The organism is Pseudomonas sp. Je.1.5.c, assembly GCF_051129895.1.
Classification (GTDB): domain Bacteria; phylum Pseudomonadota; class Gammaproteobacteria; order Pseudomonadales; family Pseudomonadaceae; genus Aquipseudomonas; species Aquipseudomonas urmiensis.
In genome coordinates this window covers 1-14,636 of the sequence record NZ_JBCPSP010000071.1, presented here as the reverse complement: position 1 = coordinate 14,636, position 14,636 = coordinate 1, and the positions used below count along the sequence as shown (strand labels likewise).

16 protein-coding genes are annotated in these 14,636 nt (G+C 63.0%); 3 read left to right on the top strand and 13 right to left on the bottom strand.

Annotation, left to right across the window (positions count from 1 at the left end):
* Positions 1–245 precede the first annotated feature (245 nt).
* The 6 genes from AAZU54_RS26475 to AAZU54_RS26450 all read right to left on the bottom strand — a co-directional run bounded on the left by AAZU54_RS26475 (position 246) and on the right by AAZU54_RS26450 (position 5,540).
* Entirely contained in the window at positions 246–899 is a 654-nt protein-coding gene (locus tag AAZU54_RS26475; protein WP_186554703.1) for an HAD family hydrolase, read from the bottom strand.
* 12 nt (positions 900–911) lie between these two features.
* Positions 912–1,901, bottom strand: coding sequence for an ABC transporter ATP-binding protein (locus tag AAZU54_RS26470; protein WP_264235787.1), 990 nt, complete (start codon positions 1,899–1,901; stop codon positions 912–914).
* A 1-nt stretch (position 1,902) separates the two neighbouring features.
* Positions 1,903–2,697: an ABC transporter permease gene (locus AAZU54_RS26465; protein WP_186554705.1), complete on the bottom strand. Its 795-nt coding sequence runs from the start codon at positions 2,695–2,697 to the stop codon at positions 1,903–1,905.
* Positions 2,687–3,526, bottom strand: a complete 840-nt coding sequence (locus tag AAZU54_RS26460) for an ABC transporter permease (RefSeq protein ID WP_186554706.1) — start codon at positions 3,524–3,526, stop codon at positions 2,687–2,689. Before AAZU54_RS26460 ends, AAZU54_RS26465 begins: the two co-directional genes overlap by 11 nt.
* The gene (locus AAZU54_RS26455; protein ID WP_186554707.1) at positions 3,523–4,329 is read right to left on the bottom strand and encodes an alkaline phosphatase family protein; all 807 of its coding nucleotides are present in this window, start codon (positions 4,327–4,329) and stop codon (positions 3,523–3,525) included. The genes AAZU54_RS26460 and AAZU54_RS26455 overlap by 4 nt, the downstream gene beginning before the upstream one ends.
* 149 nt (positions 4,330–4,478) lie before the next feature.
* Positions 4,479–5,540: an ABC transporter substrate-binding protein gene (locus AAZU54_RS26450; RefSeq protein WP_434727863.1), complete on the bottom strand. Its 1,062-nt coding sequence runs from the start codon at positions 5,538–5,540 to the stop codon at positions 4,479–4,481.
* Between the two features lie 339 nt (positions 5,541–5,879).
* Between AAZU54_RS26450 and AAZU54_RS26445 the strand changes: the two genes are divergently transcribed.
* Positions 5,880–6,593, top strand: a complete 714-nt coding sequence (locus AAZU54_RS26445; protein WP_186554709.1) for a UTRA domain-containing protein — start codon at positions 5,880–5,882, stop codon at positions 6,591–6,593.
* A gap of 103 nt (positions 6,594–6,696) precedes the next feature.
* On the opposite strand, the gene AAZU54_RS26440 is transcribed toward AAZU54_RS26445, so the two are convergent.
* From AAZU54_RS26440 to minC, 7 genes are all read right to left on the bottom strand, one after another.
* Positions 6,697–8,850: a mechanosensitive ion channel family protein gene (locus AAZU54_RS26440; protein ID WP_186554710.1), complete on the bottom strand. Its 2,154-nt coding sequence runs from the start codon at positions 8,848–8,850 to the stop codon at positions 6,697–6,699.
* A 44-nt stretch (positions 8,851–8,894) separates the two neighbouring features.
* Complete coding sequence (locus tag AAZU54_RS26435; protein WP_186554711.1) at positions 8,895–9,062, bottom strand: hypothetical protein; 168 nt, start codon at positions 9,060–9,062, stop codon at positions 8,895–8,897.
* Positions 9,063–9,242: 180 nt separating this feature from the next.
* Positions 9,243–10,532: a M18 family aminopeptidase gene (locus AAZU54_RS26430; protein WP_186554712.1), complete on the bottom strand. Its 1,290-nt coding sequence runs from the start codon at positions 10,530–10,532 to the stop codon at positions 9,243–9,245.
* Between the two features lie 110 nt (positions 10,533–10,642).
* Positions 10,643–11,278: an RluA family pseudouridine synthase gene (locus tag AAZU54_RS26425; protein WP_186554713.1), complete on the bottom strand. Its 636-nt coding sequence runs from the start codon at positions 11,276–11,278 to the stop codon at positions 10,643–10,645.
* 179 nt (positions 11,279–11,457) lie between these two features.
* Positions 11,458–11,712: a cell division topological specificity factor MinE gene (gene minE, locus AAZU54_RS26420; protein ID WP_119139657.1), complete on the bottom strand. Its 255-nt coding sequence runs from the start codon at positions 11,710–11,712 to the stop codon at positions 11,458–11,460.
* Between the two features lie 3 nt (positions 11,713–11,715).
* A complete protein-coding gene (gene minD, locus AAZU54_RS26415; RefSeq protein ID WP_186554714.1) occupies positions 11,716–12,528 on the bottom strand; it encodes a septum site-determining protein MinD in 813 nt (270 codons plus the stop codon).
* Positions 12,529–12,626: 98 nt separating this feature from the next.
* Positions 12,627–13,379 (bottom strand): septum site-determining protein MinC, encoded by a 753-nt coding sequence (minC, locus tag AAZU54_RS26410; RefSeq protein ID WP_186554715.1) that lies wholly within the window; start codon positions 13,377–13,379, stop codon positions 12,627–12,629.
* A gap of 111 nt (positions 13,380–13,490) precedes the next feature.
* On the opposite strand from minC, the gene AAZU54_RS26405 reads away from it, so the two are divergent.
* Positions 13,491–14,426: a lipid A biosynthesis lauroyl acyltransferase gene (locus AAZU54_RS26405; protein ID WP_434727862.1), complete on the top strand. Its 936-nt coding sequence runs from the start codon at positions 13,491–13,493 to the stop codon at positions 14,424–14,426.
* Positions 14,427–14,555: 129 nt separating this feature from the next.
* The coding region (locus tag AAZU54_RS26400; protein ID WP_434727864.1) for a hypothetical protein at positions 14,556–14,636 on the top strand (81 nt) is incomplete at its 3' end.

The window sequence follows — 14,636 nt, the reverse complement described above, 5'->3', positions numbered from 1 at the left end:
CATTCTTTATCGGCGCTTTGGTGGAAGGGGTGGGGCGATGTCTCCCACGGTCTGTACTGCTGCGAACAGTCAGAATCGGGCATTTAGTCCCACCACCCCTTCAAGTCTAACCATACAAGCGGGCTTGTCCCGCGAATGCGAGCTCAAGGCCAACTCAGAATCGGCCAGCCATTGATCTGGGCATGCTCGCTCCTAGCCAGAGCGACTTACTGGCGTGGGAGCGGGCTTGCCCCGCGAATGCGAGCTCAAGACCAACTCAGAATCGGCCAGCCATTGATCTGGGCATGCTCACGCAACACCGCATCCGGATTGACCACCCTCGGATGATCCACCTTCAGCAACAACGGCAAGTCATTGCGCGAGTCCGAATAGAAACTCGCCCCCTCCAGGTTCTCCTGCTCTTGATCCAGCCACTCCAGCAAGCGGGTGATCTTGCCTTCGCGGTAGGTCAGCACGCCATGGGTCTTGCCGGTATACACCCCGTTGACCGCCTCTAGCTCGATCGCCAGGTACTCATCGACCCCCAACCGCGCAGCGATCGGCCCTACCAGGTGAGTGCCGGAGGCCGAGATGATCAGAATCCGATCGCCCAGCTTGCGATGCTCGGCGATACAGCGGCAGGCATCGCCATAGATGATCGGCTCGATCACCTCCTCGACCCACGGCTCGACCAAATGCTCAACCTCTTCCAGGGTGCGCCCGGCGATCGGCTCCAGGCTGAAGGCCATGTACTCCTCCATGCGCAGGTGACCCTTGCCGTAAGCCTCCATCAGTTCATGGTCTCGGCGCAGAAACTCCTTGCCGTCGACCCAGCCAAGCCGCGCCATCTGCTCACTCCACAGTGACGCGCAGTCACCGTGAATGAGGGTTTCGTCCAGATCGAAAATTGCCAAAGCCATTGCGCAAATCTCCTAAGCCACTTCTCGTAGCGCGGTGGGGTCGATTGCCAAGGATACCCGCTGGCCGTCCGGATGCAGATCGGCCGATGAGCGGTTGAGCACATCCACCACCAGTTCCACCCCGCGCACCTCGACCCGGTAACGGATGACATTACCCAGCAAGCTATGACTGCGGACCAGGCCGTCCAGCTCGCCATTGAGGCCGAGGCTGATCGACTCGGGGCGGATCGCCAGGCGGCTGGCGATTGGCCGCTGCAAAACGCGGCTGGCGCTGTCGGCATCGAGCAGGTTGTAGTTGCCGATAAAGCCTGCGGCAAACAGGTCCACCGGCGCTGTGTAGAGGGTTTCGGCATCGCCGCTTTGGACGATGCGGCCCTGGTTCATCAGGAAGATGCGATCAGACATGGTCAGCGCCTCTTCCTGGTCGTGGGTGACGAAAATGGTGGTCAGGCCCAACTCGCGCTGGATCGCCCGGATCTGCTCACGCAGGTGCTTGCGGATGCGCGCATCCAGCGCCGACAGCGGCTCATCGAGCAGCAGCAGGCGCGGGCGAGTGACCAGCGAGCGGGCCAAGGCCACCCGCTGACACTGGCCGCCCGACAGCTGGTGCGGGTAACGCCCGGCGAAGCTGCCCAGCTCGACCAACTCCAGCACCTCGCGCACCCGCGCCTGGCTTTCTTCGGCTTTGGTTTTCTGCATGCGCAGGCCAAAGGCGACGTTCTGCTCCACGGTCATGTTAGGGAACAGCGCATAGCTCTGGAACACCATGCCGATTCCGCGCTTCTGCGGGCTGAGCGGCACGATGTCCTGGCCGTCCAGCAGGATCTGCCCGCTGTCCACCGGGGTCAGCCCGGCGATGCAGCGCAACAGGGTGGACTTGCCGCAGCCGGAGGGGCCGAGCAGGGTGACGAACTCGCCGCGTTGGATCTGGCAGTCGATGTCCTGGAACACCGGGGTGCCGGCATAGCTTTTGTGCAGTTTTTCTACGCTGACGAAGCTCATGTCAGGATTTGTCCTTGTTCAGGCGGTTGGCGACCCAGGTCAGCAGCAGGACGAAGGCGAAGTAGGAAATCACCAGTGCGCTGTTGAAGTGGCCACTGCTGTTGCGCATGTTGTTCAGGTACACCTGCAGGGTCTCGTAGCGGGTGCCGACCAACAGGTTGGCGAATACGAACTCGCCGAACAGGAACGAGAACGACAGCAGCAAGGCGACCATCAAGCCCTTGCGCAGGTTGGGCAGCACCACCAGCAACGCCGCCTGCCAGGTGCTGGCGCCGAGCAATTGGGCGGCGTCCATCAGGTCGCGCAGGTTGATCGCCTGCAGGTTGTTGGTGATCGCCCGGTACATGAACGGCAGGGCGACGGTGAAGTAGCAACCGATCAGGATCCACGGCGTACCGACCATCGCCATTGGCCCGCTGCCATACAGTTGCAGCAAGCCCACCGAAGACACCACCGGCGGCACCGCGAACGGCAACAGGATGAGGATGTTCATCAGTGCGTCCAACCGCGGGAAGTGGTAATGCACCACGAACAACAACGGCAGGATCAGCACCACCGACAGCAGCAGGGCGCCCACGCAAACCAGCAGCGATTGGCCGAATGCGGCGAGAAAGCGCGGCTCGCTCCACAGCGCCACGTACCACTTCAAGGTCAGCCCGCTGGGGAGCAGGCTTGCCGACCAACTGGTGGCCAGCGAGTAGAGCAGGGTGCCGGCCAGGGGCAGCAGCAAAATAAGGAACAGCAAGTACACCACCACGCGGTGGTACACGCCGCCCTTGCCAGGTTCAGCGCGCATGGTAGCTCCTCTTCAACAGCCATTGATGGACCACGGTCACCAGCGTCATCAAGCCCACCAGCACCATCGCCAGGGCGCTGGCCAGGTTCGGGTCGAGGCTGATGTCGCCGGCCACCAGCGCCGCGATGCGGATCGGCAGCACGTTGAAATTACCGGTGGTCAGCGCGTAGACGGTGGCGTAGGCGCCCAGGGCGTTGGCCAGCAGGATGACGAAGGTGCCCAGCAGGGCTGGCATCAGCACGGGCAGGCCAATGTGTCGCCAGTATTGCCAGTGGCTGGCGCCCAGCAGCGCGGCCGACTCCCGCCAGTCTTCGCGCAGGGCGTCGAAGGCCGGGTAGAGCAGCAGCACCCCCAGCGGGATCTGGAAATAGGTGTAGACCAGGATCAAGCCGCTCTTGGAGTAGATGCTGAAGTCTTCGAGCAGGCCGATCTGCTTGAGCAGCAAGGTCAGTGCGCCGTTGAACCCGAGCAGGATGATGAAGGCGAAGGCCAGCGGCACGCCGGAGAAGTTACTGGTCATGTTGGCGAAGGCGCTGACGAAATCACGCAGCCGCGAGTCGACCTGGCGCAGCGAATAGGCGCCGAGGGTGGCGATCAGGATGCCGAACAGGCTCGAATAGAAGCTGATCTCCAGGCTGCGTTGCAGCGCCTGCAGGTAGAACTTGGAGGCGAATATCTTGCTGAAGTTGTCCAGCCCCCAGCCGCCTTCGGCGTGCAGGCTGTGCACCGCGACCCAGCCCAGCGGGGCGATCTGGAAGATGAAGAAGAACACCGCGAACGGCAGCAGGCAAAGCAGGGCCAGGAAACGGCCGCGGTGGCTGGAGGTCACTTGAGCAGCTCCCGGCAAACCGTTTTGTCGTGGGCCACCCCGAGCAGTTCGCAGATCGTCCCGCACAGCTCGGTTTGCAAGGGCTTGGCTGCAGGATCGAGGCTGAACGCGTCGCCGAAGACGAACAACGGCACCTCGCGCTCTTCGGCCAGCAGGCCGTTATGCGAGCGATCGTTGTTCATGCCGTGGTCGGCGGTGACCAAGATCTGGTAACCCTCTTCGAGCCAGCGCGGCAGGTAGTCGGCCAGCAGGATGTCGGCGCTGCGCGCCGCGTTGCGGTACTGGCTGCTGTCCAGGCCATGGCGGTGGCCGGTGTCATCGATGCTCATCGGATGCACCAGGAGGAAATTCGGTGCGTGGCGCCGGCGCAGGTATTCGGCGTCGGCCAGCAGGTGCGAATCGGGGTAACGGTCGTCCCAGTAGAACAGGCCGTGCTGGATCGGCAGTTTGGGCGCGTGGGTATGGCGGTCGCGTTGCGGGTCGAACGGCGAGCGGTTGTACAGCTCGCTCATCCAGTGATAGGCCGCCGCCGCGGTGCCCAGGCCGGCTTCGCGGGCGTAGTGGAACACGCTGCGCTGGTTGGACAGGCGATTGACGTTGTTGTGCACGATGCCGCTGTCGATCGGCGGCACGCCGGTGAGGATGCATTCGTACAGCGGCCGCGACAGTGACGGCAGTTCGCATTCGACCCTATACAGGGCGGCGCGGTCGGCCTCGACGTAGGCGTGCAGGTGGCCCATGGCGTGATGGGCCACCTGGTGGTTGAGGCCGTCGAGCAGGACCAGGATGACGTTGTGTTGCATGTTGACTCCGCAGGGACAGTGAGAACCTAGGCGTGGGAGGGGGGGTGGGCCCCGCGGGGGGAGCGGGCTTGCCCCGCGATGGCGGTTGGGCAAGCGTTGCTGGTGACGCTATCGCGGGGCAAGCCCGCTCCCACGAGGGTCCGGATACGTCATTCCATTTCGATAATCACTTGCTCTTGCCACTTCTGCGGCAGTGCCTTGGAGGTCGCTTCCCAGGCCTCGGCATTCTTGATCGGCTGCGCCGCACCATACTGCTCATTAGGCAGCAACTTGGCCTGCACATCGGCCGGCAGCTTCAGGTGCTCGGCACGAATCGGCCGGGCATGGCCCTTGGCCAGGTTGATCTGCCCGGCATCGCTGAAGATGTACTCGCGGGTCAGCTTGGCCGCGTTGGGGTGCTTGGCGTACTTGTTGATGATGGTGGTATAGCCGGAGGTGATCGAGCCGTCCGACGGGATCAGTACCTCGAAGCGCTCCGGATCGATCTGGGCGCGGTAGCTCAAGCCGTTGAAGTCCCACACCACGCCGACTTCCACTTCACCTTTCTCGATGGTCTGGATGGTCGGGTTGGCCAGCGACAGGCGCTTCTGCTGCGCCAGCTTGGTGAACAGCTGCAGGCCCGGTTCGATATTGGTCTCGTCGCCCTTGTAGGCAATCGCCGCCGCCAGCACGCCGTTGGCCGCCTGGGCCGCAGTACCGACATCACCAATGGCGACTTTGTATTTGCCTTTTTCCAGGTCGTGCCAGGTTTTTGGCCGATCGCCTTCCTTGACCAGATCCTTGTTGATGATGAAGGCAATGGTGCCGGTATAGGCCAAGGCCCAGTGGCCGTCCTGGTCCTTGGCCCAGGCTGGAACCTGATCCCAGGTGCTCGGCTTGTACGGCTGGCTCACGCCCTTGGCCACGGCGATAGGGCCGAAGGCGGCGCCGACGTCACCGATGTCGGCGCTGGCGTTGTCTTTCTCGGCGTCGAACTTGGCAATTTCCTGGGCCGAGCTCATGTCGGTGTCGCTGTGCTTGAGGCCGTACTTGCTGGCCAGGTCTTGCCAGGTGTCTTTCCAGTTGGCCCAGGCATCGGGCATGCCCACGCTGTTGACGGCGCCTTCCTTGCGGGCGGCGTCTTCGAGGGCCTTGAGATCGTCCGCGGCCCACGCCGAACTACCCAGGGCGATGGCCGAGCCCAGCAGTGACGCCATGAAGAACTTTTTCATCCGAAGCTCCTTTGGTGGGGATGCCTTGCAGTTGTGCTTTGAAATTATGCTTATCGAGCAAACCTTGCTTGCGGTGGTGGTCTAGGTCAGCAAACCTTGAGCCAAGGTAGGCCGCTTGCGTGACAGTTTGATGTAGGAAAGGCGCCAGTACGGGCAACCGGCAGCCCTGGAGATACAGCGTAGACCAAGACCCACGCCTTGATTGGCAAGGGCTGGCCCGTTTCTGGCAGGGGCCTGTGCAGGTCTTTGTCACAGGATGTTCATCGGCTGTGCCTAGGCTTGCACTATTCTCCAAATGCCCTGTTCTGGGGCTGGACTAGTCCAGATAGGTAACCTTTGATGCAAGCGACGCCACCGCGCGCGGTAACAGCTATCTGTCATGCCTTGCAGGAGCAGATCGAACACGGTCTGCTGGCGCCGGGCGGCAAGCTGCCGGCTGAACGCAAGCTCAGCGAGGTGTTCGATACCACGCGCATCACCCTGCGCGAGGCATTGGTGCAGCTGGAGGCACAGGGGCTGATCTATCGCGAAGAGCGCCGTGGCTGGTTTGTCGCGCCGCAGCGGCTGACCTATGACCTGATCGAGCGCAGCCACTTTCACGCCATGGTCCGTGATCAGGGGCGGCTACCGAGTACCGAGCTGTTGTCGGCGCGGCTACTGCCGGCGTCGGCGGCGATCTGCGCGCGCTTGCGCCTGCCGGGGTTGTCCAGCGTGGTGCAGATCTGCCGGTTGCGCCGCATCGATGGGCGGGCAGTGCTGTATGCCGAGCACTATTTGAATCCGCACTATTTTCCGGGGATTCTCGAACAGGACCTGGCCCAGTCACTGACCGAGATCTATCAGCGCGAGTATCAGATTCGCTACGGCCAGGTGTGTTTCGAGATTCTGCCTACTGCCTTGCCGGTGGCGGCGGCGCTGGCATTGAAGGTTTCCGCGGGCAGCCCTGGGCTGCACATCACCCGGGTCAACAGCGATCAGCATGGGCATTTGATCGACTGTGACCTTGAGTATTGGCGCCATGATGCGATTCGTATTCGGGCTGAGGCAGGGTAGTGCTGCACGCTACGCCATCGCGGGGCAAGCCCGCTCCCACGCCAAGTGCTCCCACGCTCAATGTAGGCGCTGCGTGGGAGCGGGCTTGCCCCGCGATGAGGCGTCACCCAGCAGCGCCAGTTTCGGTCAAAACACCACCCCCAGCCGTCACCACCTGCACCGACAGCCTAGGCATGGCCAGATCCACCCCAGCCTCATCCAACTGACGCTTGAGCGCCAGGTTGAACGCCCGCGACACTTCCCACTGCTTGATCGGCGCGGTCTTGAAGCGTGCGCGCAAGATCGCCTGGCCGGACTCGAAGCTTTCCACCCCTTGCAGTTCCAGCGGCGACCAGATGTTGCGGCGCATCAGCGGGTCGCTGCGCAGCTTTTGGCCCACCTCACGGATCAGCGTTATCGCCTCGTCGATGTTCATGCTGTGCGGGATCGCCACACGGAAAATGGCGTAGCCGAACTCGCGCGAGTAGTTCTTGATGCTCTTGATCTCGCTGAACGGGATGGTATGCACGATGCCGTCGATATCGCGCAGGCGCACGGTGCGGATGGTCAGGCCCTCGACCGTGCCCAGGTGGCCGCCGACATCGACGTAGTCATCGATGGCCAGCGAGTCTTCGATGATGATGAACAGGCCCGTGATCAAGTCGGCCACCAGCGACTGTGCGCCAAAACCGATGGCCAGGCCGATCACCCCGGCACCGGCCAGCAGCGGTGTGACGTTCATGCCCATGTTGGCCAGGGCGACGATCACCGCGATGATGAAAATGGCCACGAACAACACGTTGCGGATCAGCGGCATCATGGTCTGCGCGCGGGCGTTGGCCAGCCCTCGGCGCGAGCGCACCAGCGCGTGGTGTACGGCGGTGTCGGCCAGGATCCACACCAGCCAGGCGGCGATCAGGGTGCCGGCCAGGCCCAGCAGGCGCAGGCTCACTTCATGCCCTTGGCCTTCGGCGAAGCCAATCATCGACAAGCCCCACACGCGCAAACCCAGCTCGATGAACACCAGCCAGATGAACAGGTGCACCAAGGCATAGCCGAAGTTCTTCAGGCGCTCGGTATAGACCTCCTGGCGGCGGTTGGCGCGCTTGGGGTTGGCGGCGTGGCGGCGCACCAGGCCATTGAGCACCATGCACACCACCACCAGCACGGTACACATCAGCGACTGGCGCAAGGCGGTGCTGGTGTCGCCGGCTGAGACGAAGGTGGCGAACAGCGAAATCGCCACCAGGATCAGCGCCGGGATGTACCAGAAGCTGCCGAGGATTTCGATGGTGTCGCTCAAGGTACGCCGGGTCAGGCGCCGCGACAGTGGCTGGTTGCGGATCAGGTGGGCGATCGGCCGGCGGAAACGCAGGATGAACAACCCGGTGCACAGCGCCGCCAACACATTGGCCAGGGTCGCCAGGGCGTGCGCCAGGTGCGTGCCCAGGGCGGTGGTCAGGCGCGGGTCGTTCATCGCCTCGCCGAAGGCCGCGAAGCTGCCGATCAGCCACAGCGGGCGGAATGCTTGATGGCGCAGGATGTGCAAGGCACGGTGGCGGTGCGGGCCGTCGAGCAGGGAGAAGGCGATCACACAGATCGCCGAGAAACAGGTGCCGACCACCAGTGCATAGGCCAGCACCATGGCCATCGATTTACCCAGCGAGGAAGGCAGGGCGAAGCTCAGGTACACGGTGAACACCAGCGCCACCAGCCAGGGGCCGAGTTTGCGCAGGGCAAAGCGCACCAGGTCCCAGGTGCGCGGGTGCTGCGGCAGCTCTTCACTCAGGCCGAAGCGCAGACGTACGCGGTGGCCGATCCAGTTGAAGGCATAGGCCAGCAGGCTCCACACCGCGATGATCGCGATGAAGCCGAACAGGATCGCCGGCCATTGGTGCACCGGCACCATCAGTGAGGTCAACTCGGCTTGGGCTTGCTCGATTTCCTGCGACCAGCGGCGAAACGGGCTGGCGTCACCGCTGAACTGGCTCTCCAGGTCGTGCAGGGCGCCGCCAATCAGGCCGAGCACGCCTTGCTCGGGGCTGGTCTGGGTCTGTTTGCTGGCGTCGCGCAGCTTCTTCAGGTCAGCAAGCAGCTTGCTCCGTTGCTGGTCGTTTTCAAGGTTCTTGATCACCTCGTCCAGCGACTTGGCTAACGGCTCGCTGGCTTGCGGCTGGGCAGGGGCGCTGGAGCCGAGTATCCCCGGCAGACCGGCAGCGTGTACGGGCAGGGTGAACAGCAACAGCAGCAGGGTCAGGCAACGCAGGAGGGCAGGCACCGGGAAATCTACCTCAGGTCAAACGATTGACCGAGTGTAGAGGTTTATGTGGGCAGTTTCTCAAGGATCTTCCAGCACATGATGCCGAAAATGCCGAGCGTACCGACCCACATCATCACCACTCCGACATTACGCTCGCGCAGGCTGAAACCGATGGTCAGCAGCATCAGCAGGAGGAATACCGGCAAGAACAGCGAGATGAACGGGGACATGGACAGAATCCTTCTGCTTTGGGGCCATGTAGTAAGCATAGCGGCTGGGGCGGGGTGAGGCTTGATCCGTGGCAGGTGTTTTGCCTGTACCTGCCCGATCGCGGGGCAAGCCCGCTCCACGCTTATGCACAGGCGGTCTGCGTGGGAGCGGGCTTGCCCCGCGATGAGGCCGGTACTAACTCAGGGCAATTCGCGAGTGCGATAGAACGCCGTCAACACCTTCACCAGGTGCGCCAGGTCGTGGCTACCACACAGCTCGCGGATTGAGTGCATGGCAAAGGTCGGCAGGCCAATATCCACCGTGCGCACACCCAGATGGCTGGCGGCTATCGGGCCGATGGTCGAGCCACAGCCCATGTCGCTGCGCACCACGAAGCTCTGCACCGGCACCTCTTCGGCCATGCACAAGTGGCGGAAGAAGCCCGCGGTCTCGCTGTTGGTGGCGTAGCGCTGGTTGTTGTTGACCTTGATCACCGGCCCGGCATTGAGCTTGGGCCCGTGGTTGCCGTCGTGCTTGTCGGCATAGTTGGGGTGCACGCCGTGGGCGTTGTCGGCCGAAACCATCAGCGAGCGCTGGATGGTGCGCACATACTCGTCGCCATCGGGCAGCAGACGCTGCAAGGTTTGTTCGAGCATCGGCCCGTCGGCGCCGCAGGCCGAGCACGAGCCGACTTCCTCATGATCGGTGCACACCAGCACACAGGTTTCGTCACTGTCCGAGGCCAGCATCGCTTGTAGGCCGGCGTAGCACGACAGCAGGTTGTCCAGGCGCGCGCCGGCGATGAAGTCAGCGTTCAGGCCGATCAGCGCGGCGTCCTGAGTGTCGTAGAAGCTCAGCTCGTAATCGAGCACAACGTCGGCGTTTAGATCGTGCTCACGGGCCAGTTGCTCGGTGAGCAAGGCGCGGAAGTCGACCCGCTCGTCACCCGCCACTTGGGCGATGATCGGCGGCAACTCGAGCTGCGGATTGATCGGCCAGCCTTCGTTGGCGGTGCGGTTGAGGTGAATGGCCAGGTTGGGAATGATCGCGATGGGCAGCTTGAAATCGACCAGCTGGCTTTCCACCTTGCCGTCCCGGCGGAAGGTGACTCGGCCTGCCAGCGACAGGTCGCGGTCAAACCAAGGTGCGAGCAGCGCACCGCCGTACACTTCCACGCCCAATTGCAGGAAGCCGTGGCGTTGCAGCTCAGGTTGCGGCTTGACCCGCAGGCACGGGCTGTCGGTGTGGGCACCGACCATGCGGATGCCACTGAGCAGCGGCGAGTGCTTGCCGAGCTTGATAGCGATGATCGAGGAGTCGTTTCGGGTTACGTAGTAGCGCCCGCCAGGCACCGTGGCCCAGCTGTCGCGCTCGTCCAGGCGCTGGTAGCCGCCGGCTTCGAGGCGCTGGGCCAGGCTGGCGGTGGCGTGGAAGGGCGTCGGGGAGGCCTTGAGAAATTCGATCAGGCCCTGGTTCAAAGCATCGCGCATAAGTCACTCCAGACAGCAGTGGCGCGAGTTTAGCGTAATTGCCCGGGAATTTGTGTCGGTGCCATCGCGGGGCAAGCCCGCTCCCACGAATCCGCGATGGACCTATGGCTTCAGAATGGTGCCGGGCACTCGAACTTCAGGCGCTGCCCGCTTACCGGGTGGGTGAAGCTCAGCATCGATGCATGCAGGCACAACCGCTCATGGGCCGCCAGCGCCTCGGGATTGGCATACAAACGATCACCCAGCAGCGGATGGCCAATCGACAGCATATGCACCCGCAACTGGTGCGAGCGCCCAGTAATCGGCGTCAGCTCGACGCGGCAATAGTCGCCACAACGCTCGACGATGCGCCAGAAGGTCAGCGCATGCTTGCCCTGTTCATGGTCCACCACATGCCGTGGCTTGGTCGGCGGGTCGTAGCGCAGCGGCAGGTCGATGCTGCCGCTGTCCAGCGCGGGTTGGCCCCAGCACAGCGCGGTGTAGGCCTTCTCGGTCTCGCGGTCGTGGAACTGGCGTGACAGCTCGCGGTGGCTGTCGGCATCGCGTGCGAGCAGGATGATCCCCGAGGTTTCCCAATCCAGCCGGTGCACGATGAGTGCGTCGGGGTAGCCGTTTTGTTGCAGGCGGGTGATCAGGCAGTCCTTGTTGTCTTCGGCACGGCCGGGGACCGAGAGCAGCAGGGTCGGCTTGTTGACCACCAGGATGGCGGCGTCTTCATGGAGGATCTGCACGTTCGACAGCGGCATTACGTGTTCTCTGCAAATGCCAACGGCGCCTGCGGACTGGGAGTGGCTGCGTGGCAGCGGGCTTGCCCGGCGATTACCCGACCCGCTGCAACTGGGTCTGGCGTAATCGCGGGGCAAGCCCGCTCCCACGAGCCACCTGCTAGTCAGCAGGCGCCGTGGCGATTACCCGAAAGCGTGAATCAACGCTCGGGCAGGGTGATGTTCAGCTCGAGGATCGAGCAGCTGCCTTGGTTTTCCAGGGCAACCACCACGTCATCGTTACCGATATTGACGTACTTGCGGATCACCTCGACCAGCTCCTTCTGCAAGGCGGGCAGGTAGTCCGGCGTAGTGCGCTGGCCGCGCTCGTGCGCCACGATGATCTGTAGACGCTCTTTCGCTACCGACGCGCTGGTCTGTTTTTGTCTGCCACGAAAGAAGTCAAAAAGGTTCATGGTTTATTTGCTCCCGAAAAGGCGCTCGAAGAATCCCTTCTTCTGTACATCGATGAACCGAAGTTCTTTCTCTTGGCCCAGCAGGCGGTCGACAGTGTCGCTGTACGCCTGGCCGGCATCGCTCTGGTCGTCCAGGATAACCGGGACGCCTTGGTTGGAGGCCTTGAGCACGGCCTGGGACTCTGGAATCACACCCTTGAGCTTGATCGCCAGGATCTCTTCGACGTCGGCGATGCTGAGCATTTCGCCGTTGTTGACGCGCTCAGGGTTGTAGCGGGTGATCAGCAGGTGTTCCTTGATCGGCTCTTCGCCACGCTCGGCGCGGCGCGACTTGCTCGACAGCAGGCCGAGCATACGGTCGGAGTCACGTACCGAGGACACCTCAGGGTTGGTCACCACGATCGCTTCGTCAGCGAAGTACATGGCCAAGTGGGCACCTTTTTCGATACCGGCTGGCGAGTCGCAGATGACGTAGTCGAAATCCTTGGCCAGCTCTTCGATGACCTTTTCCACGCCTTCGAGGGTCAGCGCGTCTTTGTCGCGGGTCTGGCTGGCAGCCAGGACGAACAGGTTTTCCAGGCGCTTGTCCTTGATCAGGGCTTGCTGCAGGTTGGCTTCGCCGTTGACCACGTTGACGAAGTCGTACACCACGCGGCGCTCGCAACCCATGATCAGGTCGAGGTTACGCAGGCCCACGTCGAAGTCGACGATGACAGTCTTTTTGCCGCGCAGAGCGAGGCCAGTACCGATGGCGGCGCTGGTGGTGGTCTTGCCCACACCCCCTTTGCCGGAAGTAACCACGAGAATCTTGGCCAAGGTGTTTCACCCCTAAAAATAATCGGGACGCGAGTCCCAGCAAATACACAAAATGGCAACGAGGAAAAAGTTGCTCTAAAAATGCCGGCAAGTATCCGTTAAAGACGGGTGATGTTCAACACATCGCCGGACAGGCTGACCTGCACGCCGGCCCCCCACAACGGGTCGCGTCGAAGGTCTTCGCAGACACGGTACTGACCCGCGATGGAGACCAGCTCTGCGGTCATCTGCTGGCAGAAGATACGCGCCTTGGTGTTGCCCTTGATGCCTGCCAGGGCGCGGCCACGCATGGCGCCGTACACATGGATGTTGCCATCGGCGAGAAGTTCCGCACCGGGGCTGACCGAGGCGGTCACCACCAAGTCGCCGCCTTGAGCATAGATCTGTTGGCCGCCACGCACCGGTGTGGTGATGATCCGGGTCGGACGGATTTCTGGCTCCGCGGGCGGCGCAGGCACTGGCTCGGGCTTCTTCACCTCAGGTTCGGGCTCCAGCGGCCGCTCACGGGCGCCGGAGGGCGGTAGCACAGGCAGGTCGATGGCGATCGCCGCGGCGATGTCCTCGATGCGGCTGGCGCGAATGGCCAGGGTGCGCAGGCCATGATGGCGGCAGACGCGCATCAGCCCGGGCAAATCGATCGCCCCTTCGTCGGCGGGCAGCTTGTCCAGCGCGAGCACCAGCGGGGTATTGCTGAAGAAATTCGGCGCCTGGGCCACTTTCGCCGCCAGTTGCCGGTCGAGGGACTCGAGGTCGTTGCGCGCCAGTTCCAGCACGGTAATGGCAAGCATGCTGCCTTTGAGCTGGAACACGGGGGCGCTTTCGGGGGTCTGGTTTAGGCTCATGGTCTGCATAGACGGCTTGTTGCTCAAAAAGTGCCCTGACTTATAACGAGAACGCCGGTTGCCCGCAACCGGCGGCGATCCGTTGTAGAATGCTCGGCCCTTGTCTTGCCGGAAGCTTCAATGGAACGCCCGCGTTTTCGTCCGTATTTTCTCCACCCGCGATTCTGGGGCCTGTGGCTGGGCCTTGGGCTGCTGTGGCTGATCGTCCAGCTGCCGTATCGCGCGCTGCTGTGGCTCGGCCGCGCCTTGGGTGCGCTGATGTACCGGGTGGCCGGCGAGCGTCGGCGGATTGCCGCGCGCAACCTGGAGTTGTGCTTCCCGCAGCTGTCCGCCGACCAACGGCGGCATTTGCTCAAGGAAAACTTCGCCTCCACCGGCATCGCCTTCTTCGAAATGGCCATGAGCTGGTGGTGGCCCAAGGCCCGGTTGGCGCGGTTGGCGCATATCGAAGGGCTCGAGCATTTGCAGGCAGCGCAACGCGATGGCCAAGGGGCGATCCTGATGGCCGTGCATTTCACCACCCTGGAAATTGGCGCGGCGCTGCTCGGCCAGGTACACACCATCGACGGCATGTACCGCGAGCACGGCAACCCGCTGTTCGACTTCATCCAGCGCAGCGGTCGTGAGCGGCATAACCTCGATTCGCTGGCGGTGGAGCGTGAGGATGTGCGCGGCATGCTCAAGCTGCTGCGCAGTGGCCGTGCGATCTGGTATGCACCGGATCAGGACTATGGCGCCAAGCAGAGCCTGTTCGTGCCGCTGTTTGGCATCCCGGCAGCGACGGTGACCGCCACGACCAAGTTCGCCCGCTTGGGCAAGGCACGGGTGATTCCGTTCACCCAGCGGCGGTTGGACGATGGCAGTGGTTATCGCCTGGTCATTCATCCGCCGTTGGACGACTTCCCGGGCGAGAGCGAAGAGGCCGATTGCCTGCGCATCAACCAGTGGGTCGAAGGTGTGCTGCGCGAGTGCCCCGAGCAGTACCTGTGGGCGCACCGGCGGTTCAAATCGCGGCCAGAGGGCGCGCCGCGGTTGTATGACAAGAAAAAGCGTTGATTGCAGGGTGTCAGTGATGGCCTCTTCGCGGGCAAGCCCGCTCCCACAGGGATCGTGAAAACCCTGTGGGAGTGGGCTTGCCCGCGAAGAGGCCATGACTGAAACACCAATGATTCCAGGGAGGACCACATGACCCCAACCACCGGCCTGATCCTCTCTGGCGGCGGCGCCCGCGCCGCCTATCAGGTCGGCGTATTGGCTGGCATCGCC